This is a genomic window from Seonamhaeicola sp. MEBiC01930 (genome assembly GCF_045277075.1).
Taxonomy (GTDB): Bacteria; Bacteroidota; Bacteroidia; order Flavobacteriales; family Flavobacteriaceae; genus Seonamhaeicola.
Genome location: NZ_CP104270.1, coordinates 3228642 through 3251031, shown reverse-complemented (window position 1 = coordinate 3251031; position 22390 = coordinate 3228642). Strand labels below are relative to the sequence as shown.

Genomic DNA, 22390 nt, shown 5'->3' with positions numbered 1-22390 from the left:
AGAGAAATAACTAAGATTATAATGAAAATTTCAAAAGTATCCATACTAATTTTGTTGGTTTTAGTATCACTAAATACTATTGCTCAAGAAAAATCACCCTACTTAAATCATACCCTTTCAGTAGATGAACGTGTGAACGATTTAGTCTCTAGAATGACTTTGGAAGAAAAAGTAGGTCAAATGGTGAACAAAGCACCAGCTATTCCTCGTTTACAAATTCCGGCACATGAATATTGGAACGAATGTTTACATGGTGTTGCACGGGCTGGAAAAGCCACAGTTTTTCCACAAGCTATAGGTTTGGGAGCTACTTTTGATACCGATTTAATTTTTCGGTCAGCAACTGTAATTTCAGATGAGGCTAGAGCAAAACATCACGAAGCAAAAAGAAATGATTCTTTTAAAAGATATGAAGGCTTAACCTATTGGACACCTAACATTAATATTTTCCGTGACCCACGTTGGGGGCGCGGGCAAGAAACCTATGGTGAAGATCCTTACTTAACTTCTCGTATAGGGGTAGAATTTGTAAAAGGTATGCAAGGTGATGACCCTAATTATTTAAAATTAGTTGCCACCCCAAAACACTTTGCGGTGCATAGTGGTCCAGAACCAGAAAGACACTTTTTTGATGCTATTACAACAGAACGTGATTTATACGACACCTATTTACCTGCTTTTGAAGCGACTGTAAAAGAAGGAAAAGCTTATTCTATTATGGGAGCGTATAATAGATATATGGGAAAACCGTGTTGTGCCAGTGAGTTATTATTAGATAAAATTTTAAGAAAGGACTGGGGCTTTGAAGGTTTTGTGGTTTCAGATTGTAATGCCATTAGAGATATACACGATTATCATAATTATGTAGATTCTAAAGAAGAAGCTGCAGCGGTTTCAGTTTTAGCAGGAACCGACTTAAACTGCGGTAAGCGTTATGAGTATTTAGTAAGTGCAGTTAAAGCAGGATGGATTTCTGAGGAAGAGGTAGATGTATCATTAAAAAGAATATTTAAAGCGCGTTTTAAATTAGGAATGTTCGACCCAGACGAGGTCGTACCTTATACAAGTATCCCTATGGATGTGGTAAGTTCAGACAAGCACAGAAAATTAGCTTTAGAAACTGCTCAAAAATCTATGGTGCTGTTAAAGAATGAAAACAACACATTACCACTTAAAAAAGACCTAAAATCTATAACAGTTGTAGGTCCTAACGCTAACGAATTAGAGGTGTTGTTAGGAAATTACAACGGATTTCCGTCAATATATTTCACACCTTTAGACGGCATAAAATCTAAAGTTTCGAAAGACACGGAAATATTTTTTGAAGCAGGTACAGAGTTGATTACTGAAGACTCAAAAATGTCTTTAATTCCAGCTGAATATTTAAGTTTTGATGGACAAAAAGGATTAAAAGCAACGTACTATAACAATCATGATTTTACGGGAACACCTGTAGCTACTAGAATAGAAGAAGTAGTAAACTCAAATTGGAATTTAAGTCCTGTAGATGGTTTAGACGAAGCAAATTTTGGAGTAGAATATACCGGACAAATTAAAGTAGATGTTTCCGGGGAATACGATTTAGGATTGCAAAGTCATCATAGAGTATTTACGTTGGCTATTAATGGAAAAGTGATTGCCGATAATTCTAATCGTCCAAAAAGAAAAGTGATTAGAGGTTCTATGTATTTAGAAGCAGGAAAAGCTTACGATGTTAAAATTCAATATTTCCACACAGGATATCCTGCTAAGTTAAAATTCATGTGGTCTTCTAAAGACAAAACATCTTTTGATAGAGCCGTTGAATTTGCTAAAAAATCGGAAGTTGTGGTATTTGTTGGAGGCATTTCGGCAGGTGTAGAAGGCGAACATATGCCAGTAAATTCTAAAGGTTTTGATGGTGGAGATAAAGTCAACATCGATTTACCGGAAGTACAAACGAAATTATTAAAAGCACTACATGAAACAGGAACACCAGTTGTTCTGGTATTATTAAACGGAAGTGCTTTAGCTGTAAATTGGGAAAATGATAATTTACCTGCCATTGTAGAAGCGTGGTACCCTGGCGAGATGGGTGGTACTGCCATTGCAGATGTATTATTTGGAGATTACAACCCTTCGGGAAGATTGCCCGTGACCTTTTACACCTCTCATAAAGAGCTATCACCATTTGTAAATTATAGTATGAAAGGTAGAACCTATCGCTATTATGAAGGAAAACCGTTATATGCTTTTGGTCACGGATTGAGTTATACAAATTTTGAATACAGTAAGTTAAAACTGTCAGAAGAAAATATAAGCACAACAGGCTCAACCAAAGTCTCAGTAAAAGTTAAGAACACCGGTGATGTTATAGGGGATGAAGTGGTTCAATTATACATTACAGATGTAGAAAGTTCAGTAAAAAGACCTTTAAAAGAATTAAAAGGTATTGAAAGAATTACATTAAAATCAGGAAAATCTACTACAGTAACTTTCGAAATAACGCCTGAAGATTTATCATTCTTTGACACCGAATTGCGCAAAAAAGTAGTGGAGCCAGGAATTTTTGAAATTGGAATTGGATCATCATCAGACCAATTTGAAACTGTAAAATTAGAAGTAACAAACTAACAAAGTATAAATGAGGAAATTATTCCAAATATTCGCTGTAGCAATCTTAGTTTCTTTAACAGCTTTAAGTTGTAAAAACAAGGCAACAGAGGCATCAGAAGTAAAAAACGATGAAAGGCCAAATATTCTTTATATTATGTCTGATGATCATACCTCGCAGGCTTGGGGAATTTATGGAGGTATCTTAAAGGACTATGTGCACACACCCAATATTTCACGTTTAGCAGATGAGGGTGTTGTTTTAGACAACTGTTTAGTGTCCAATTCAATTTGTACACCTAGTAGGGCAACCGTGCTTACAGGTCAATATAGTCATGTAAATGGGGTTATTACTTTAGGAGCCGGTTTATCACCAAAACATCCAACCATTGCTGGAGTTATGCAGCGTGGTGGTTATCAAACATCTGTTATTGGAAAGTGGCATTTAAAGCAAGAGCCAACAGATGAGTTTGATTACTACTGTGTTTTACCAGGTCAAGGAAGATATTGGGATCCCGTTTTAAAGACTAAAGTTAACTGGCAAGATTATATGGATGGAGGAAAGCCGTATAAAGGGTTTAGTAGTGATGTTATTGCAGATATGACTATCGATTGGATCGAGAATAGAGATGAATCGAAACCATTCATGATGATGTGTCATTTTAAGGCAACCCATGAACCTTTTGATTACCCTGAGCGCCATAGCGACAAATACAGAGATGTAGATATTCCAATTCCGGCAACATTTTATGATAATGGCGCTGAAACCACAGGGCGTTCCTTTAAAGGACAATCTGTTGATAATTTAAAACAACGTTATTTAGATGCCACTGCAGATCCTTCATTGAGGAAGGATTTCATGGCGTATCCAGAATTGCCTTTTTCTGTTGATGGTTTAACAAATGAAGAAGCACGTTATAAAACCTATCAAAAATATGTAAAGGATTTTATGCGATGTGGGGCGGCCATAGATGATAATATTGGTAAGTTATTAGATTATTTAGATAAATCTGGTTTGGCTGAAAATACTATCGTTATTTATACTGCAGACCAAGGATATTTTTTGGGAGAACACGGTTGGTTTGATAAACGTTTAATTTATGAAGAGTCTATTCATATGCCGTTTGTAATTCGGTACCCTAAAGAAATTCCTGCAGGTAAAAGAAATTCAGATATAATTGAAAACGCTGATTTTTCTGCACTATTTGCAGATTATGCTGGTTTAGATTATCCAGATACCATGCAAGGCCATAGTTTCCGTGAAAACCTAAAAGGAAATACACTAGACAACTGGCGTAAATATGGTTACTATCGTTATTGGGATCATTCAAAAGATCGCCCTGGGCATTTTGGCATTCGCGGAAAGCGATACAAGTTGGCATTTTATTATGGAAACGCATTAAAGGTAAATGGTTATACCAAAGAAAACCAACCACAAAAATTTTGGGATTTCTTTGATTTAGAGAAAGATCCCAAAGAAACACATAACGCTTATAATGATTCCGAATACCAAGACATTATTAAAACCATGAAAGTTGAAATTTTAAAACAACGTGAAATTCTTGGTGATACAGATGAGGGTAATGAAGAGGTAATAAAAATTATTGAAACTTATTGGAATAGTTAATTATTGAGAATGAAAATTAAAGGATTTTATAACGTTTTAAGTGTTCTGGTTTTGGCTGCCGTTGTATTAAGTTGTAAGGCTAATAAAGCCGCTAAACCTAAAATAACAAATCCCAATATCATTATTATTATGGCTGATGATATGGGTTATGGAGATTTATCTTGTTATGGAAGTACTTTGATTAACACACCAAATCTTGATAAAATGGCTGCAGAGGGTATAAGATTTACGGATTTTCATGCTAATGGATCGGTCTGTAGCCCAACAAGAGCAGCACTTTTAACAGGAAAATATCAGCAACGTGTTGGTATAGATGGGGTAGTAACAGCAAAAAAACATCGCGATAAAGGTTTAGCAACTGCTGAAAAAACGTTTGCTGAAGCCATCAAGGAATCAGGTTATGTAACTGGTATGTTTGGTAAATGGCATGTAGGTTATAAAACCGAATTTAACCCTATTAATCAAGGGTTTGATGAATATATAGGCTATGTGTCTGGTAATGTTGATTATCATTCACATATCGATCAGGAAGGTTATGAAGATTGGTGGGTAGACGATAAAATTCAAAATGAAAAAGGTTACTCTACAGACTTAATTACAAAGCATTCTGTAGATTTTATAAAGCGTCATAAAGATGAACCTTTTCTTCTTTATATTCCTCATGAAGCACCTCATGGACCGTTTCAAGGTCGAAAATCTGCTGCAGAACGTTATGTTGGTTGGAAAAGTGGGTCAGCCCCAAAAAATAAAATGTCTGAGGAAGAACTAAATGCCATTTACAAAGAAATGGTTGAAGTTATGGATGAAGGTGTAGGTAAAGTTATGGCAACTTTAAAAGAATTAAAAATTGATAAAAACACTATCGTTTTCTTTTGTTCAGATAATGGCGCCTCTAGAAAAGTAGGAAGCAATGGAGGTTTAAGAGGCTATAAATCTACCTTATGGGAAGGTGGTCATCGGGTGTCAGCAATGGCTTGGTATCCTGGAACTATAGAACCCAATCAGGTAAATAATGAAACCATTTTAACGATTGATTTGTTTCCTACCATAATGAGTTTTGCTGGGTCTGAAACCCCAGAAAACCTGGATGGAATCAATTTAAGGAATAACCTTGTAAAAGGTGAAACTTTACCAAATAGAAATGTGTTTTGGGGTTATGCAGGCAGAAAAGCGATTCGTCATGATGATTGGAAATTGATTCTTCGTAATAAAAACGCAGAGCCTCAATTATACAATTTAAAACAAGACATTTCTGAAACTACTAATGTGGCGAGTGAACATCCAGAATTGGTAAAAACTTTACTTCAAAAATTAGAAGCTTGGAGTAAAGACGTATATACAGATTCAAATAAATAGAAAATGAAACATTTTATTTACATAGCGGTTGTATTCTTGGTTTTAGGTAGCTGTTCTGAAGTCAAAAAAACTGAGGAAGTTTCAAAGCCAAACGTCATTTTAATTATTACAGACGATCAAGGTTTTGGTGATTTAGGCTACTACGGAAATCCACATATAAAAACTCCTGTATTAGACAGTTTAGCAAAAAGAAGTGTTCGTTTTGATGATTTTTTAGTTAATCCAGTATGTGCACCTACGCGGTCTTCTATTATGACTGGGAAATACTGTATGAGTACAGGTGTTCATGATACGTATAGAGGAGGAGCAATGATGGCCACTTCAGAGGTTACCATTGCAGAAATTCTACAAGAGTCTGGGTATAAAACAGGTATGATAGGTAAATGGCATTTGGGAGATAACTACCCAATGCGCCCACAAGACCAAGGTTTTGAATACACTCTAAACCATTTGTCTGGTGGAATCGGTCAATATGGCGATTGGCCAAATACATTAAAAAGAGATAGCAGTTATTTCAACCCCATACTTTGGAAAAATGGTAAGCAATTACAAACCAAAGGGTATTGTACTGATGTATTTACAGAAGCAGCAATGAATTATGTGGAAGAACATAAAGAAGATCCTTTCTTCTTGTATTTGTCCTACAATGCACCTCATGGCCCGTTACAATTACCACAAAAATATTACGATATGTACAAGGATGTAGATATCGACAAAGGGTTAATAGATGAAGGGGTGCCTTATCCAAACGTAACTGATCACAGTAGAAAGAACTCAAGAAAAGTCTATGGAATGGTTACCAATATTGACGATAACTTAAGGTTGTTATTCAACAAGCTTCAAGATTTAGGTATTGATGAAAACACCTTAGTCATTTTTATGACAGACAATGGCCCACAGCACCCAAGATATATTGCAGGCATGCGCGGTAGAAAGGGTTCGGTATTTCAGGGTGGTGTAAGAGTACCAAGTTTTTGGTATTACCCAAAGGCCTTTAAAGATTCAAGAGATATTAAAACTACAGCGGCGCATTATGATATTTTACCAACTCTGGTTGAATTTACAGGAGCAAAAATGCCAGAAGAATTATCTATTGAAGGACAAAGTTTGTTACCATTGCTAACTAGAGAAACAGATACCTTATCGCAGCGCTATATTAGCCGTTATTGGGCAAGAACAGCACCAGTTAGATATAGGAATGTGTCTACAAGAAAAGAAAACATGAAATTGGTTGGAGTTGGTAAAGATGAAGAAGGGAATGATAAATTTCAACTTTTCGATTTGACTAATGACCCTTATGAGAGAAACGATATTTCAGAAGGCAATGGAAAATTAGTAGCTGAATTAAAAACTGAAATGGATCGTTGGTTGGAGAATATGGAAAGCTCAGAACACATTTTAGAGTCGCCAAAACCAATTATTGGAACAGTACATGAAAATCCAGTAATGCTAAATCAAAATGACGCCCATTTCTTAAAGAAAGATGGGGTGAAAAAGGAATTCATTTATTGGGATGTTTTGGTAAATGAAACAAAAACATTTGATATCATAGTTCACTTTGATGGTGCAATAAACACAGAAGGTAAGTTAGAATTGGTTTTAGGAGAACAAAGTATAACATTCAGCATTGAGGCGAACGGACAAACTAGCTTCAGTTTTAAAAATATTGAATTAAAAAAAGGCACTGTAAGTATAATGCCTAAAACATATTTGATGAAAAAGGGAGAATTAAAATTTACATATCCATTTTACATCGAAATTAAAGGATAAAATTACATGAGATTCGTAAAAAATAGCGTCATAAAACCAGTAATTTTCATTTGTTGTTTGGCATTTAGTTTTTGTACTAAACCAAAAGAGCAAGAGCCGATAGATAGCTTTAAATTAAGTTATAATCAAGCTGCTGAAAAATGGACTGAGGCTTTGCCAATTGGAAACGGAAGTTTAGGAGCCATGATTTTTGGTGGTGTTTCTCAAGAGCGTATTCAATTTAACGAAGAAACGCTTTGGCGAGGGCAACCACATGATTATGCACATAAAGGAGCTAACAAGTTTTTACCTCAAATAAGGCAATTACTAACAGAAGGAAAAAGTAAGGAAGCCCATAAATTAGCACAAGACGAATTCATGAGCCAGCCCTTAAAGCAAATTCACTATCAGCCTTTTGCAGATATTTATATTGATTTTGCAAATCATGAAAACTATACCAATTATTCTAGAATATTAAGTTTAGACAGAGCGGTTAGTGAGGTGTCTTATAAAGTTGGAGAAATTGCTTATAAGAGAGAAACGTTTTCAAGTCATCCAGATGATGTAATTGTTGTCAATCTTTCTGCTAGTCAGTCAAAAGCCTTAAGTTTTGAGTTGTTTTTAGATGCACTTCATGAAGATATAAGCCTAAAAACAGATAACGATTCCCAAACCATTGTTGTAAAAGTTAAAGATGGTGTTCTTTGGGGTGTGGCCACTATTAAGGTTGAGACAAATGGCAAAGTTGAAACTTTAGATGGAAAGTTAAAAGTGTCTGAAGCATCAGAAGCAACTTTATATTTATCTGCAGCAACAAACTATATAGATTTTAAAGATGTTTCCGGTAAACCAGAAGTGTTAGTTTCAAATTCATTAAAGGATATTGAAAATAAAAGCTTTGACAATATCAAAGAAGCCCATATAAAAGATTATCAATCCTTATTTAGCAGATTCAATATCGATTTTGGAGATAACGGCAAATCTAAGAATACAACCAATCAAAGAATTCAAGATTTTGGTATAAATCCAGATGACCCACAACTTTTGGCTCTTTATATTCAATACGCACGTTATTTAACTATCGCTTCAAGTCGCCCTGGAACAAAGCCAGCTAATCTTCAAGGGATTTGGAACGATAAAATAAAACCGCCTTGGTTTAGTAGTTACACCACCAATATTAATTTGGAAATGAATTATTGGGCAGTAGAAATGACCAATTTAAGTGAATGTCATGAGCCATTGTTCGATTTTATAGAGGATCTTTCAAAAACAGGAAGTAATGTTGCTAAAGAACATTACAATGCAGAAGGTTGGATTGCACACCATAATGTTGATATTTGGCGAGGAGCAGCACCAGTTAATGCATCACATCATGGTATTTGGTTAGGTGCAGCGGGTTGGTTATCTACACATATTTGGGAACACTATTTGTTTACTCAAAACAAAGACTTTTTAAAAGAAAGATATCCTTTAATTAGAGACGCAGCATTGTTTTATTCGCAGCTTCTATATAAAGACCCAAATACAGGCTATTTAATTAGTTCGCCATCAAATTCACCAGAAATAGGTGGTTTAGTTGCAGGTCCAACCATGGATCATCAAATAATAAGAGCGTTGTTTAATATTACCATTGAGGCAGCTGATATTTTAGGAGAAGATGAAGAATTTGCGATAAATCTGAAAGCATTGATTCCTCAAATTGCGCCAAATCAAATTGGAAAGCATGGGCAATTGCAAGAGTGGTTAGAAGATAAAGATGATCCAGAAAATCATCACAGGCATGTATCACATTTATGGGCAGTTCATCCATGGAATGAAATTAATTATGAGGACACCCCAGAATTGATGGAAGCTGCAAAACAGTCTCTAAATTTTAGAGGGGATAATGGCACAGGTTGGAGTTTAGCTTGGAAAATTAATTTCTGGTCACGGTTTAGAGATGGGGACCATGCTTATAAATTAGTTCATAAATTATTAAGTCCTGCAGAGCGACCTAATGGTAAAGTTGGAGGTGGTTCATACCCCAATTTATTTGATGCACATCCACCATTTCAAATTGATGGAAATTTTGGAGGGGCTTCTGGTATGGTAGAAATGCTAATTCAAAGTCAACTAGAAAAAATAGAATTATTACCAGCATTACCATCAATGTTGTCGGAGGGAAATATTTCTGGAGTTTGCGCTAGGGGAGGTTTTGAATTAAGCTTCAGTTGGAAGGACTCAGTATTGGTAAATGTAGAGGTATTATCAAAAGTAGGTGGAAAATGCACATTAAGTTATAGAGATAAGCATATAGAGTTTAACACATCAAAAGGAGAAACCTATAAATTTGATGGTAACTTAAACTCAAAATAATAAAGCATGAAAAAATTATTAGTTATTGCAATACTTTCTGTTTTTAGTTGGAATACTTCAATTAAAGCACAAAGCAAAACATCAAAGCCTAACATTATTATCATTTTTACAGATGATCAAGGGTATCAAGATGTGGGTGTTTTTGGTTCTCCACTAATTAAAACGCCAAACCTAGATAAAATGGCTTCCGAAGGCATAAAATTTACAGATTTTTATTCTGCATCATCAATTTGTTCACCTTCAAGAGCAGGCTTATTAACTGGTGCCTATCCTCAACGTATAGGCGTTCCAAAAGTATTGTGGCCTAATATTGCAGGTGGTTTGTCTAGTGAAGAGGTAACTATAGCTGATATGTTGAAGACCAAGAACTATGCAACGGCTTGTATTGGTAAATGGCATCTTGGTGATGAAGCACAATATTTGCCTACAAATCAAGGATTTGATTCTTATTACGGAATTCCATTCAGCAATGATATGTCTGTAAATCCAAAAGCAAAGGTTTCAGAGAATATTGTATACAGAGAAGGAATGACAATAGACAGTTTACGTCAAAAAAAATGGAGAAAAAGCAGAGTGCCTTTATTTAAGCAAGATGAAATTGTTGAATATCCTGTTGACCAAACGACACTTTCTAAACGTTACACCGAACAAGCTGTAAACTTCATCACAGAGCATAAAGAAGAACCATTCTTTTTATACCTAGCACACACCATGCCGCATGTGCCTTTATATGCTTCTGAAAACTTTAAAGGAAAAAGTGCAAGAGGTTTGTATGGTGATGTTATAGAAGAAATAGATTGGGGTGTTGGCGAGATTTTAAAAACACTGGAAAGCCTAAATATTGATGAAAATACATTAGTAATTTTCACTTCAGATAATGGACCTTGGACTTCTAAAGGTGATAAAGGAGGAAGTGCATTACCATTGAGAGGTGGTAAGTTTTTAACCTACGAAGGAGGCATGCGTGTACCAATGATTGCTAAATGGCCTAATAAAATTAAAGCTGGAACGGTTACTGATAAAGTAGCGTCTACCATTGATTTTTTACCAACTATAGCCTACTTAACTGAAAGTGATTTACCAGAAAAAGAAATTGATGGAAAGAATATTTGGAAGCTACTATCTGGAAAAAATTGTAAATCACCACATAAAAAAGAGGGGTTTTATTATTACAAAGAATCAACTTTACAAGCGGTAAGACAGGGTGATTGGAAACTAAGAGTTACCAAAAAAGATGATGTGCAATTATTCAATTTAAAAGAAGATATTTCAGAGGAAAATAATCTAGCATCAGAACATCCAAAAATCGTTAAAAAGCTAAAAAAAATGATGGATGAATTTGACGCCGAATTACAGAAAAACAAAAGAAATCAAGAACATCTATTAAAAAAATAATGCCAATAAAAACAATTCTGCAAATAGCTGTATTTAGTGTTGTGTTCTTTTCGTGTCAAACAAAAGAAGAAACAATAAAACCTAATATCATTTATATTTTGGCTGATGATTTAGGGTATGGCGATGTGTCTGCTTATAACGAAAACTCAAAAATAAAAACCCCTTACATAGATGCTTTAGCTTCAGATGGTATTCTGTTTACAGATGCGCATACAAGTTCAGCAGTTTGTACTCCAACCCGTTATAGTATTTTAACGGGACGTTACAATTGGCGTACACGATTAAAAAGTGGTGTTGTAAGCGGGTATTCTAAATCGTTGATAAAACCGAATAGAACTACAGTTGCAGACTTGTTAAAAAATAATGGTTACAATACCGCTTTTATCGGAAAATGGCACCTGGGCTGGGATTGGGAGATTACACAACCAGATTCATCAAACTTAGATATTGATAATCTAAGAGCAAGACCAGAAGTTGATTTTACAAAACCGATAAAAAATGGACCAAACACACATGGGTTTGATTATAGTTTTGGTTTTTGCGGGTCTTTAGATATGCCGCCTTACGTTTGGGTAGAAAATGATACGCCAACAGATGTGCCAATAAAAATAACTAAGGGTAAAAGCAGGCAAGGCACATGGCGTGAAGGTTTAACGGCCGATGATTTCTCACATGAACAGACCTTACCAGAGATAGCAAAACGTACAGTTAATTATATTAATGAAAATGCAAGTAACGATAAACCTTTTTTTGTGTATATGCCTTTGCCAGCACCACACACACCAATTCTTCCAACCAAAGAATTTCAAGGAAAAAGCGGCTTAGATAATCCTTATGGCGATTTTGTTTTAATGGTAGATTGGGTTGTAGGTGAAGTTACTAAAGCACTAGAAATCAAAGGGGTTTCAGAGAATACCTTAATTGTTTTTACAAGTGATAATGGGTGTTCACCAACTGCAAATATTAAACAATTAAAATCAAAAGGACATTATCCTAATTATGAATTTATAGGTACAAAAGCCGATATTTTTGAAGGAGGTCATCGTGTGCCTTACATCATGACTTGGAAAAATAATATTCAACCAGATAAGTCAGAACAGTTGGTTTGTACAACAGACTTTTTTGCTACAGTTGCTGATGTTTTGGGTGTTGATTTTGATGATAATGTAGCTGAGGATAGTTTCAGTCACTTAACAAATTCTGATGCGCCTAAACGTAAAAGCATTATACACCATTCTGTAAGAGGTGAATTTGCCTATAGAAGTGGCGATTGGAAAGTAAACTTCTGTAAAGGTTCTGGTGGTTGGAGTTATCCAAACATTAATACCAAGAAATCTATATACGATTCATTGCCTAATGTTCAGCTTTATAATATTAAAAATGATGTAGCCGAGACAAATAATTTACAAGCAAAATATCCAGGAATTATAGACGCATATAGAGAAGATTTGTTAAAAATAATTGATGATGGAAGAAGTACTGTTGGAGAAAAACAATTGAATGATACTTATGGCGAATGGAAACAATTAGAAAATATTAAATAGATAGTAGTTTGAGAAACCTAAGTAAAATAGTAGCGATTGCATTTTTAGGAATTTGTATTTATGCTTGTTCTGAAAAGTCATCAAATGACGATAACCCAACATATAAGAATCCTGATGCATCTGTAGAAGACCGCGTAGATGATTTAATGAGCAGAATGACCTTAGAAGAAAAATTTTGGCAAATGTTCATGATTCCTGGTGATTTAAGTATTGGGAAAGATAAATTGAAACATGGTATTTTCGGATTTCAAATTTCTTCAAAAGGAAAAAATGACAATGCCGCAGAACAAATTATGGACTATGGTTCTACGGGGACCGCTGCTCAAATGGCCAAGGAAATCAATGAAATTCAAAAGTATTTTATAGAAGAATCGCGTTTAGGTATTCCAATCATTCCATTTAATGAAGCTTTGCACGGTCTAGCTCGTGATGGCGCAACTGCATACCCGCAAGCAATTGCTTTGGCTGCCACTTGGGATTCTACTTTAGTTGCCAACGTTGCTAAATCCATAACAAAAGAGACAAAAACACGAGGTATTCGTCAAATCTTATCACCTGTTTTAAATATTGCCCGTGATGTACGCTGGGGACGTGTTGAGGAAACTTATGGAGAAGACCCGTATTTAACCACCGTTATCGCATCTGCTTTTATAAACGAATTTGAAAAAGAAGATGTCATTACCACACCAAAACACTTTGTAGCCAATGTTGGTGCTGGTGGTAGAGATAGTTACCCAATTAGTTTTAACGAGCGTTTGTTGGAAGAAATTTATTTTCCAGCATTTAAAACTGTATTCCAAAAAGTAGGCGCGCGATCTGTAATGACATCTTATAACTCTGTAGATGGCAGTCCATGTACATCTAATGAATGGTTATTACGAACCAAGTTAAAAGAAGAATGGGGATTTGATGGTTTTGTAATTTCTGATGCAGGAGCAACAGGAGGCGCTAATGTGTTGCATTTTACAGCAGCCAATTATGCCGAATCTACCGAAGACGCTGTTGAAGCGGGCTTAGATGTGATGTTTCAAACCAATTACAATCACAAACCGTTATTTTGGGAAGCTTACGAAAAAGGAATGGTAGATGAAAAAGCCATTGATGAAGCCGTAAGTCGCATTTTAAAAGCAAAATTCGAATTAGGATTATTTGAAAATCCTTATGTAGATGTTCAAGATGCAGAAAAATGGAACGGACATAAAACACACAGAGATTTAGCAAGAACGGCAGCTTCTAAATCAATGGTGTTATTACAAAACAACAATGAATTATTACCATTACACAAATCATCAAAAGTAGCTTTAATAGGTTATGATGCAAAAGCAGCACGTTTAGGAGGTTATAGTGGTCCTGGAAACAATAAAGTATCCATGTTTGAAGGTATTGTAACTAAAATAGGTGCTTCAAATGTAAATTATGCCAAAGGCGTTTCGTTTAAAGAACATTCGCATAATGTTGTAGATTCAGACTATTTATCAAATACAAAGGATGGAAAAGAAACCGAGGGTTTACAAGCCGAATATTTTGATAATATTAAATTAAGGGGAACACCAAAAGTAGAACGTGTTGATAAGAAAATACAATTTGGATGGACTTTATTTTCACCTCATAAAGATTTACCATACGATTGGTTTTCGGCACGATGGACAGGGAAATTAAAAGCACCAAAAACTGGAACAGTTAATATTGGGATAGAAGGTAATGATGGTTATAGGTTGTATTTAGATGGGAAATTATTTATTGATAATTGGCAAAAACAATCGTTTAATACTATTGTAAAACCATTCAGGTTTCAAGCAGGCAAAACATACGATATAAAAGTTGAGTATTTTGAATCTGCAGGAAATGCAAAATTTAAAATGGTTTGGGATTATGGTGTTGAAAATAATATAGATAAACAAATTTCTGAAGCAGTCGCTCAAGCCAAACAAAGTGATGTGGCTGTTGTGGTAGCAGGAATTCACGAAGGAGAATTTCAAGATAGAGCACTATTAGACCTTCCAAAAAATCAAGAAGCCCTAATTCAAGCGGTGGCTAAAACAGGTAAGCCAACAGTAGTAGTTTTAGTTGGCGGTAGTGCCATTACTATGGCAAATTGGAAATCTACAGTAGATGCTATTCTTATGGCTTGGTATCCAGGAGAAAATGGTGGTAATGGATTAGCTGATATATTGTTTGGAGACGAAAATCCAGCAGGTAGGTTACCTATTACTTTTCCTGTTAATGCAGCTCAATGTCCGCTGTATTATAACAACAAACCAACCGGTAGAGGTGATAATTATCACAATTTAACGGGGCAACCTTTGTTTCCGTTTGGTTATGGTTTAAGTTATACTCAATTTGAATATTCAAATTTAAAATTCAGCTCAAATAATATTGCAAATACAGAAACCATTCAGGTGTCTTGTACTGTGAAAAATACAGGTGAATTTGATGGAGATGAAGTGGTACAACTGTATATAAGAGATGAGTTAGCCTCAGTATCAAGACCAATAAAAGAGTTAAAAGGATTTCAACGTATTTCGTTAAAAAAAGGAGAGGAAAAACAAATAACTTTTGATTTAGGCCCAGAACAATTATCAATGTTAGATAAAGATTTAAACACCGTTGTTGAATCTGGAGATTTTAGAATAATGATAGGCGCTTCGTCAAAAGATATTCGCTTAAGAGATATATTAAACGTAAAATAGTAATTATGAAAATATTAAAATTAGCAATTGTTTTAGTTTTAGCAGTTTGTTTTTCGTGTAAACCAGAACCAAAAATTGAAGTAGAGTGGGTAAGTTCTACAAACGATAAACTTTGGGAAACCAAAACATATTCAGGAAAAACTGGAGTAGATTTATCAAAAATCAATATTAGTTTAGATATTACTAAAACGCAACAAACTGTAGATGGTTTTGGAGGTTGTTTTAATGAATTAGGTTGGGATGCTTTAGGTATGGTAACACCAGAAGAAAAACAACAAATTCTTAATGACTTATTTGATGCTGAAAATGGCTGTAAATTCAATATTTGTAGAATGCCAATTGGAGCAAACGATTATGCTGTTGATTGGTATAGCCATAATGAAACGGATGGTGATTTTGCTATGGAAAACTTTTCAATAGATAGGGATAAACAACGTTTAATCCCATACATAAAAGAAGCTAAAAAAATAAATCCAGAAGTAGAAGTTTGGGCATCACCTTGGTGTCCGCCATCATGGATGAAACATAGTAAGCATTATGCCTGTAAATCAAATCCTAAGTTTAATGACTTACCAGAAGAATGGAGTTCTACAGAAGAGTTGGTGTCACGTTTTATAACAGAACCTAAGTACTTTGAGGCCTATGCCCTGTACTTTTCAAAGTTTATAAAAGCATACAAAGAAGCAGGTATTGATATTGCTGCTGTGCATGTACAAAACGAGCCTAATTCTGCTCAAAACTTTCCATCTTGTGTATGGAAACCTGAAGATTTAGGAATTTTAATCGCAGATTATTTGGGACCAAAATTTAAAGCAGATGGTTTAGAAACACCAATTTGGTTAGGAACTGTTGAGCGCCCTCAATTAGAACGGGTGCAAGGTGTTTTAGAATATAAGAATGCAAAAGAGTATATAACAGGAGTTGGTTTTCAATGGGCAGGAAAAGGCGCTATAGAAGCAGTACATGCTACCTACCCAGAAATGAAATTAATGCAAACAGAAACAGAATGTGGTGATGGCTCTAACGATTGGAAAGCAGCCGAATACACTTTTAATTTAATGAAACATTATTTTGAAAATGGTGCCAATTCATACATGTATTGGAATATGGTGCTGGATGAAACAGGAAAAAGTCAGTGGGGCTGGAAACAAAACTCTATGATTTCAATAGATAGTAATACAAAGAAAATTGTTTACAATCCAGAGTTTTATTTAATGAAACATTTAAGTGCTTATGTAAAACCAGGTTCTGTAAAATTAGCGGCTAGTGGTGATGAAAAAACAACCATTGCTTTTTATAACGCAGCCGATAAGAACATCGTTTTGCTAACCTATAATGACACAGATGAGGAAAAGGAGCTTAACATTACTGTTGGAGAAAAAGTAATTAAGGCCGCTGTAGATGCTAAGTCGTTCAATACACTAACGGTTCAAATTTAAAAATATAAGGGTGCAAAAGATTCTAATTCTCATATCATTTATTCTTTTAGGATGTAATCAAATAGATACGGCTAAAAGGCCTAATTTTATTTTCATTCTTGTAGATGATTTGGGTAAAGAATGGGTGGAAACTTATGGTGCTGAAGAAATAGAAACACCAAACATTAATAAGTTGGCAGAAAATGGTATAACTTTTAATAATGCTTATTCCATGCCACAATGTACGCCAAGTCGTGTGGCTTTACTAACGGGGCAATACCCATTTGTTAACGGATGGATAAATCATTATGATGTACCAAGGTGGGGGCATGGTGTAAATTTCGATACCAATAAAAACTCAAGTTTTGCAAAGGCTTTACAAAATGAAGGTTATTCAACTTGTGTTGCGGGAAAATGGCAAATCAATGATTTTAGAATAGAACCTGATGCCATGGAAAAAGCTGGGTTTGAAGACTATTGCATGTGGACAGGTTACGAATCTGGAAATAAACCAAGCGGAAAACGGTATTGGGACCCGTATATTTTTACCAAAGCAGGGAGTAAAACATATCAAGGTGAATTTGGACCAGATATTTTCTCCAACTTCATCATTGACTTTATGGAAGAACATAAAGACGAACCTATGTGCGTATATTATCCAATGGTTTTAACGCATTCACCTTTTGTAAATACGCCCCACGAGCCAGATGTAAAAACCAAATACCAAAAGCACAAAGCAATGGTGCGTTATACCGATTTTATTATTGGTAAAATTGTGAAATCCCTAAAAGATTTAAATATTGATGATAATACCTTTTTAATTTTTACCACAGATAATGGAACATCGCCAGGAATTATTGGAAAACGAGATTCGGTTTATGTTCGAGGAGGTAAATCATATTTAACAGAAAATGGTATTAATGCGCCTTTTTTGGTAATTACACCAGATAAGCAACATTTTGAGACTAATGCACTTATTGATTTTACTGATATTTATCCAACGTTATTAGCCTTAGCAGGGGTTGAAAACAAGACAGATTCTAGTGGATATTCCTTTGCAGCAGTATTGCAAGGAAAAACCAATGAAACAAAAAGAGATTGGATTTTGTCGATGGGTGGACTTAGAGCTAAATTAAGTGATGACGATAGAATGGAGAACTGGTTTACGTTTAGAGACCGCGTATTAAGAGATGAACAATATAAAGTATATACAGATACATTAAAGCAAATTGTAAGAGTGTTTGATTTGGAAAAGGACCCATATGAATCTAACAATTTAATTAATGAAGAAGGCATAAAACTTATAATACAAAAGTTTGAAAAAATAGTTAGAGAGCTTCCAAATAAAGACGCGCAGCCCAAATACAATAAAACTATAGATAGTTTATACAATATACCTGCAGAGGAATTAAACTGCTGTGGCGGACCTAAAGGCAATAGAAAAACCAATATGATGAAGCTAGCAACCGAGGAAGTATTTTTAAAACAGTTAATGACAAAATAATTCAATAAAGATAACATTGGAAAGACGAAAATTTTTAAAATACGTTGGTGCTACATCTATTTATATAGGAGCTGTTTCTTGCGGGTCAACAGGGTTGTTTAGAAAGCGTTACAACGAAGAAATCGCAAGAAAAGTTTGGAGTAACTTAGCCAATAAAGGGGAAGCGTTTAAATATGTTCACCCTAATAAAAAATTACCGAACGTATTTATTTATGGCGATTCAATTTCTATCGGTTATACGCCTACGGTAAGGAAGGAGCTTTCTGGAAAGGCCAATGTATTCAGGTTTCATAAAAACGGACAGTCAAGTAATAAGATGATTCCGTTTATGGAAAAAATGAGAACAACCATGTTTCAACCTCATTTAGAAGGCGGTTGGGATTTTGATTGGGATGTGATTCATTTTAATGTGGGTTTACATGATTTAAAATATATAAAACATGGTAAGCTAGATAAGGTAAATGGAAGGCAAGTAAATAGTACTGAGAAGTACAAAGAAAACCTGCACAATATTTGTAAATATTTAATAAAGGAATACCCAAAAGCAAAATTAATTTTTGCAACAACAACAGCGGTTCCAGAAGGTGATGTTAAAGGACGTTTTGCCGGAGATAGCAAAACATACAACAAGGAGGCATTAGAGGTTTTAGCCAAGTACCCATCAATTCAAATAAATGATTTGTATGGTTTTACCAAACCCAATGCAGATGAATGGCATATTAAACCCGGAGATGTACACTACAATGCTTTAGGTAAGCAGAAACAAGGTAAACATGTAGCAAAAATAATTGCTGAAAATCTATGAGAATGAAGAGAGCAATCGTATTATTAGGCATTTTTTTAATAACCTTATTTGTTCCAGCTCAACAAAATAAGGTGTCATTTATACCACAACCAGAATCTATAGAAATAAAAGAGGGTGCCTTTCATTTAAATAATGAAACTCAGGTTTTTATCCCTTCAAAGTATTATGAAGATTTAAAAGGGATTGTAACCACCAAATTAGCTAATGATACTGGCTTTAATTTTACCGCTAAAAAAGGAAAATCCAAATCAACTTCAAATTATATTGTTTTTCAAAAATCTAAAGCGTCCGAAATAAAACCTGAGGGCTATATTTTAGAAATATCCGCAAAGAAAATTACTATAAAAGCAAAAGATTATGGTGGTATGTTCAATGGGTTTCAAACCTTAAGACAAGCAATTCCAGTTGAACAATCAAAAGAAACTAAAATTCCAAGTATGATTGTTAATGACAACCCTAGATTTGGTTGGAGAGGTGTTTTGGCAGATGTTTCTCGTCATTTTCATAGTAAAGAATTTTTAATGAAGCAAATAGATGTATTGTCTGCTTATAAAATCAATACATTTCATATTCATTTAACAGACGACCAAGGTTGGAGGATAGAAATTAAAAAGTACCCTAAATTAACAGAAAAAGGAGCTTGGAGAGCCGATAGAGAAGGTGTTCATTGGTGGAGCAGAAAACCTGCGACTGCTGAGGAGCCTAAAACCGTTGGTGGTTTTTACACACAAGAGGACCTCAAGAGTATTATTGAATATGCTCGTGTTAGAAATGTAGAAATTATTCCAGAGATAGATGTTCCCGGTCATAGTAAAGCCTTGGTAGCTTCGTACCCAGAGTTGTTTTGTTCGGATATTGATACTATAGGTGTGAATTTTGAAGTTGCCGTGGGTGGTAAAGCCCCAAACAATACGGTTTGTCCGGCTAGTGAATTTACATACCAATTTATTGAAGGGGTTATAGAAGAAATAGCGGCTTTATTCCCATCAAAATATATCCATATTGGAGGCGATGAGTGTAGCAAAAAGGATTGGAAAAAGAGCGAGCTGTGTAAGCAGCTCATGGAGGAAAATGGATTAAAAGATTATGAAGAGTTACAGAGTTACTTTATTCAGCGTATTCATAAAATTGTAGAAAAGCAAAACAAAATCATGATTGGGTGGGACGAAGTTTTAAGTGGTAACGGAGTTCCCGGTGCTACCATTATGGCATGGCGTAGAGGTAAATATACACCTGAAATTCAAGCGCCACGAGAAGGTTATCCAACCATTATGACATCGTATTTGCATTCATATATAAGTAGAGTACAAGGTCCAACCTTTATAGAGCCTGAAGGCCCTAATTCTGTATTACCATTATCAGTGGTTTACAATCACGAACCTGTTCCGTCTGAATTAACACCAGAAGAAGCTTCAAGAGTTTTAGGTAATCAGGCTAGTTTATGGGGAGAGTTTACTCCAACGGGAGAACATTTTGAGTACATGTTATACCCAAGAACTTTGGCAAGTGCCGAAGTTTCTTGGAGCAATCCAAAATTAAAGAGTTGGCAGCGTTTTCAAGATGCATTGGAATTCACACATTTTAAAAGGTTAGAAAAAGAAGGTGTCAATTTTGCAAAGAGTTTGTTTACTGTATACCCAGCTTTTGGAATAGATCAACTACATAATAAAGCTATTGTGTATTTAGAAACTGAGGCTGTTGGATATGATATTTATTATACTTTAGATGGAAGTGAGCCTTCCTTGGAAGCAACCAAGTATGAAGGAAACTTTACAGCTGTTCCGAAATCTTTACTAAAAGCAGGATTGTTTAATAAAGATGGAGAATTGCTAGGACAAATTACTGAATTAAGATTAAAATAGGATATGAAAAATTTAAAGATAGCCATTTGTTTTATGTTATTTTCAGGGTTTTTATTAGCCCAAGAAAAACCAAATATTGTTTACATAATTTGCGATGATTTAGGCTATGGTGATGTTCAAGTTTTAAATCCTGAAAAAGGGAAAATTCTAACACCAAAAATAGATGGATTAGCAAAAGAAGGTATGACATTTACCGATGCACATTCGGCTTCGGCAGTGTGTACACCATCAAGATATGCACTATTAACAGGACGATATAATTGGAGGTCTAGATTGCAGAAGGGTGTTTTAGCTGGTGGAGCAGAAGTAGAACCTCTAATAGCAGATACGCTTTTAACGGTACCAAAATTATTAAAAAAAGCTGGTTATAATACGGCAGCTATTGGGAAATGGCATTTGGGATTTGATTATGTAGATGAGAGTGGAAAATCCTATCAACTATATGAAGGTAAAAAGATGATTGGAGCACCTATTGGTGCTACAGTCCCTAACGGTCCAATAACCAGAGGTTTTGATACCTATGTTGGGTTTCATCACTCTAGAGATATGCAAACTGTTATTAAAAATGATAAGGTTATTGATAAAATGCCACCAATACAGATGCTTCAGTTTTTAGGAGATCATGCAGAAGATTATCTTGTAAAAGCGGCTAAAAAAGATAAGCCTTTTTTCCTGTATTTGGCTTTAAATTCACCTCATAGCCCTGTGGTACCATCAAAAGAATGGCAAAGTAAAAGTGGTATAAGTCCTTATGCAGATTTTGTAATGGAAACAGATCATGTTGTAGGGCGCGTTCTTGATGCTTTAAAGCAAAACGGAATTGAAGATAATACCCTAGTGTTTTTTACCAGTGATAATGGGTGTTCTGCCAATGTAGCTAAAGCTGCTAAATTAGAAAAAGAATATGGGCATTATCCAAGTGCAGATTTACGCGGCTATAAATCTGATATTTGGGAAGGCGGTCATAGAATTCCATTTATTGCACGATGGCCCGGAGTTATTGAAGCTAATTCAGAAAATGCCAAATTAATATGTCAAACCAATTTAATGGCTACTTGTGCAGAAATTATGAATCTTGATTTACAAGATAATGAAGGTGTAGACTCATATAGTATTTTGCCAATGCTAAAGAATAAAAAGGCAAAAACAGATTACAAGTTGGTGGTTCATCATTCTATAAACGGAAAGTTTTCTATCAGAAATAAAAAATGGAAGTTAGAATTAACACCAGGATCTGGAGGTTGGTCAAATCCAAAGGACAATGCTGCAAAAAAGGATGGTTTACCTGATATTCAATTATACGACATGATAGCCGATAAAGCAGAAACTACCAATGTTTATAAAGAATACCCCAAAGTAGTTAAAAAGTTAACTAAAGAATTAATGGAAATTGTAGAAAATGGTAGAACTACTTGTGGAGATAATCAGCAAAATGATGTTCCAATAGATATTTACAAACCAAGTGTTGTTAAAACCTCTGGTGCTCATTAATC

At 35.0% G+C, this 22390-nt stretch carries 13 protein-coding genes; all 13 read left to right on the top strand.

The features are described 5' to 3' along the window. Window positions 1-21 precede the first annotated feature (21 nt). The 13 genes from N1F78_RS13995 to N1F78_RS13935 are packed head-to-tail and all read left to right on the top strand — an operon-like array spanning window position 22 to window position 22388. Window positions 22-2613, top strand: coding sequence for a glycoside hydrolase family 3 C-terminal domain-containing protein (locus N1F78_RS13995; RefSeq protein WP_406683790.1), 2592 nt, complete (start codon window positions 22-24; stop codon window positions 2611-2613). A 10-nt stretch (window positions 2614-2623) separates the two neighbouring features. After that, on the top strand, window positions 2624-4219 hold the full coding sequence (locus tag N1F78_RS13990) for a sulfatase (RefSeq protein ID WP_406683789.1): 1596 nt from the start codon (window positions 2624-2626) through the stop codon (window positions 4217-4219). A gap of 9 nt (window positions 4220-4228) precedes the next feature. Then, complete coding sequence (locus N1F78_RS13985; RefSeq protein WP_406683788.1) at window positions 4229-5575, top strand: sulfatase; 1347 nt, start codon at window positions 4229-4231, stop codon at window positions 5573-5575. A 3-nt stretch (window positions 5576-5578) separates the two neighbouring features. Then, entirely contained in the window at window positions 5579-7345 is a 1767-nt protein-coding gene (locus tag N1F78_RS13980) for an arylsulfatase (RefSeq protein WP_406683787.1), read from the top strand. A gap of 6 nt (window positions 7346-7351) precedes the next feature. Continuing rightward, the gene (locus tag N1F78_RS13975) at window positions 7352-9679 is read left to right on the top strand and encodes a glycosyl hydrolase family 95 catalytic domain-containing protein (protein ID WP_406683786.1); all 2328 of its coding nucleotides are present in this window, start codon (window positions 7352-7354) and stop codon (window positions 9677-9679) included. A 6-nt stretch (window positions 9680-9685) separates the two neighbouring features. After that, window positions 9686-11074 carry a sulfatase gene (locus tag N1F78_RS13970; protein WP_406683785.1) on the top strand — a complete coding sequence of 463 codons (1389 nt, stop codon included), beginning with the start codon at window positions 9686-9688 and terminating at the stop codon, window positions 11072-11074. Then, a complete protein-coding gene (locus N1F78_RS13965) occupies window positions 11074-12618 on the top strand; it encodes an arylsulfatase (RefSeq protein ID WP_406683784.1) in 1545 nt (514 codons plus the stop codon). Before N1F78_RS13970 ends, N1F78_RS13965 begins: the two co-directional genes overlap by 1 nt. An 8-nt stretch (window positions 12619-12626) precedes the next feature. Continuing rightward, a complete protein-coding gene (locus N1F78_RS13960; protein WP_406683783.1) occupies window positions 12627-15308 on the top strand; it encodes a glycoside hydrolase family 3 C-terminal domain-containing protein in 2682 nt (893 codons plus the stop codon). A 5-nt stretch (window positions 15309-15313) separates the two neighbouring features. After that, complete coding sequence (locus tag N1F78_RS13955; RefSeq protein WP_406683782.1) at window positions 15314-16747, top strand: glycoside hydrolase family 30 protein; 1434 nt, start codon at window positions 15314-15316, stop codon at window positions 16745-16747. A gap of 10 nt (window positions 16748-16757) precedes the next feature. Next, entirely contained in the window at window positions 16758-18230 is a 1473-nt protein-coding gene (locus tag N1F78_RS13950; protein ID WP_406683781.1) for a sulfatase-like hydrolase/transferase, read from the top strand. A 16-nt stretch (window positions 18231-18246) separates the two neighbouring features. Further along, window positions 18247-19035 (top strand): SGNH/GDSL hydrolase family protein, encoded by a 789-nt coding sequence (locus N1F78_RS13945; RefSeq protein ID WP_406683780.1) that lies wholly within the window; start codon window positions 18247-18249, stop codon window positions 19033-19035. Window positions 19036-19037: 2 nt separating this feature from the next. Beyond that, window positions 19038-20897, top strand: coding sequence for a beta-N-acetylhexosaminidase (locus N1F78_RS13940; RefSeq protein WP_406683779.1), 1860 nt, complete (start codon window positions 19038-19040; stop codon window positions 20895-20897). A 3-nt stretch (window positions 20898-20900) separates the two neighbouring features. Next, window positions 20901-22388, top strand: a complete 1488-nt coding sequence (locus tag N1F78_RS13935) for an arylsulfatase (RefSeq protein ID WP_406683778.1) — start codon at window positions 20901-20903, stop codon at window positions 22386-22388. The last annotated feature ends 2 nt before the right edge of the window (window positions 22389-22390 follow it).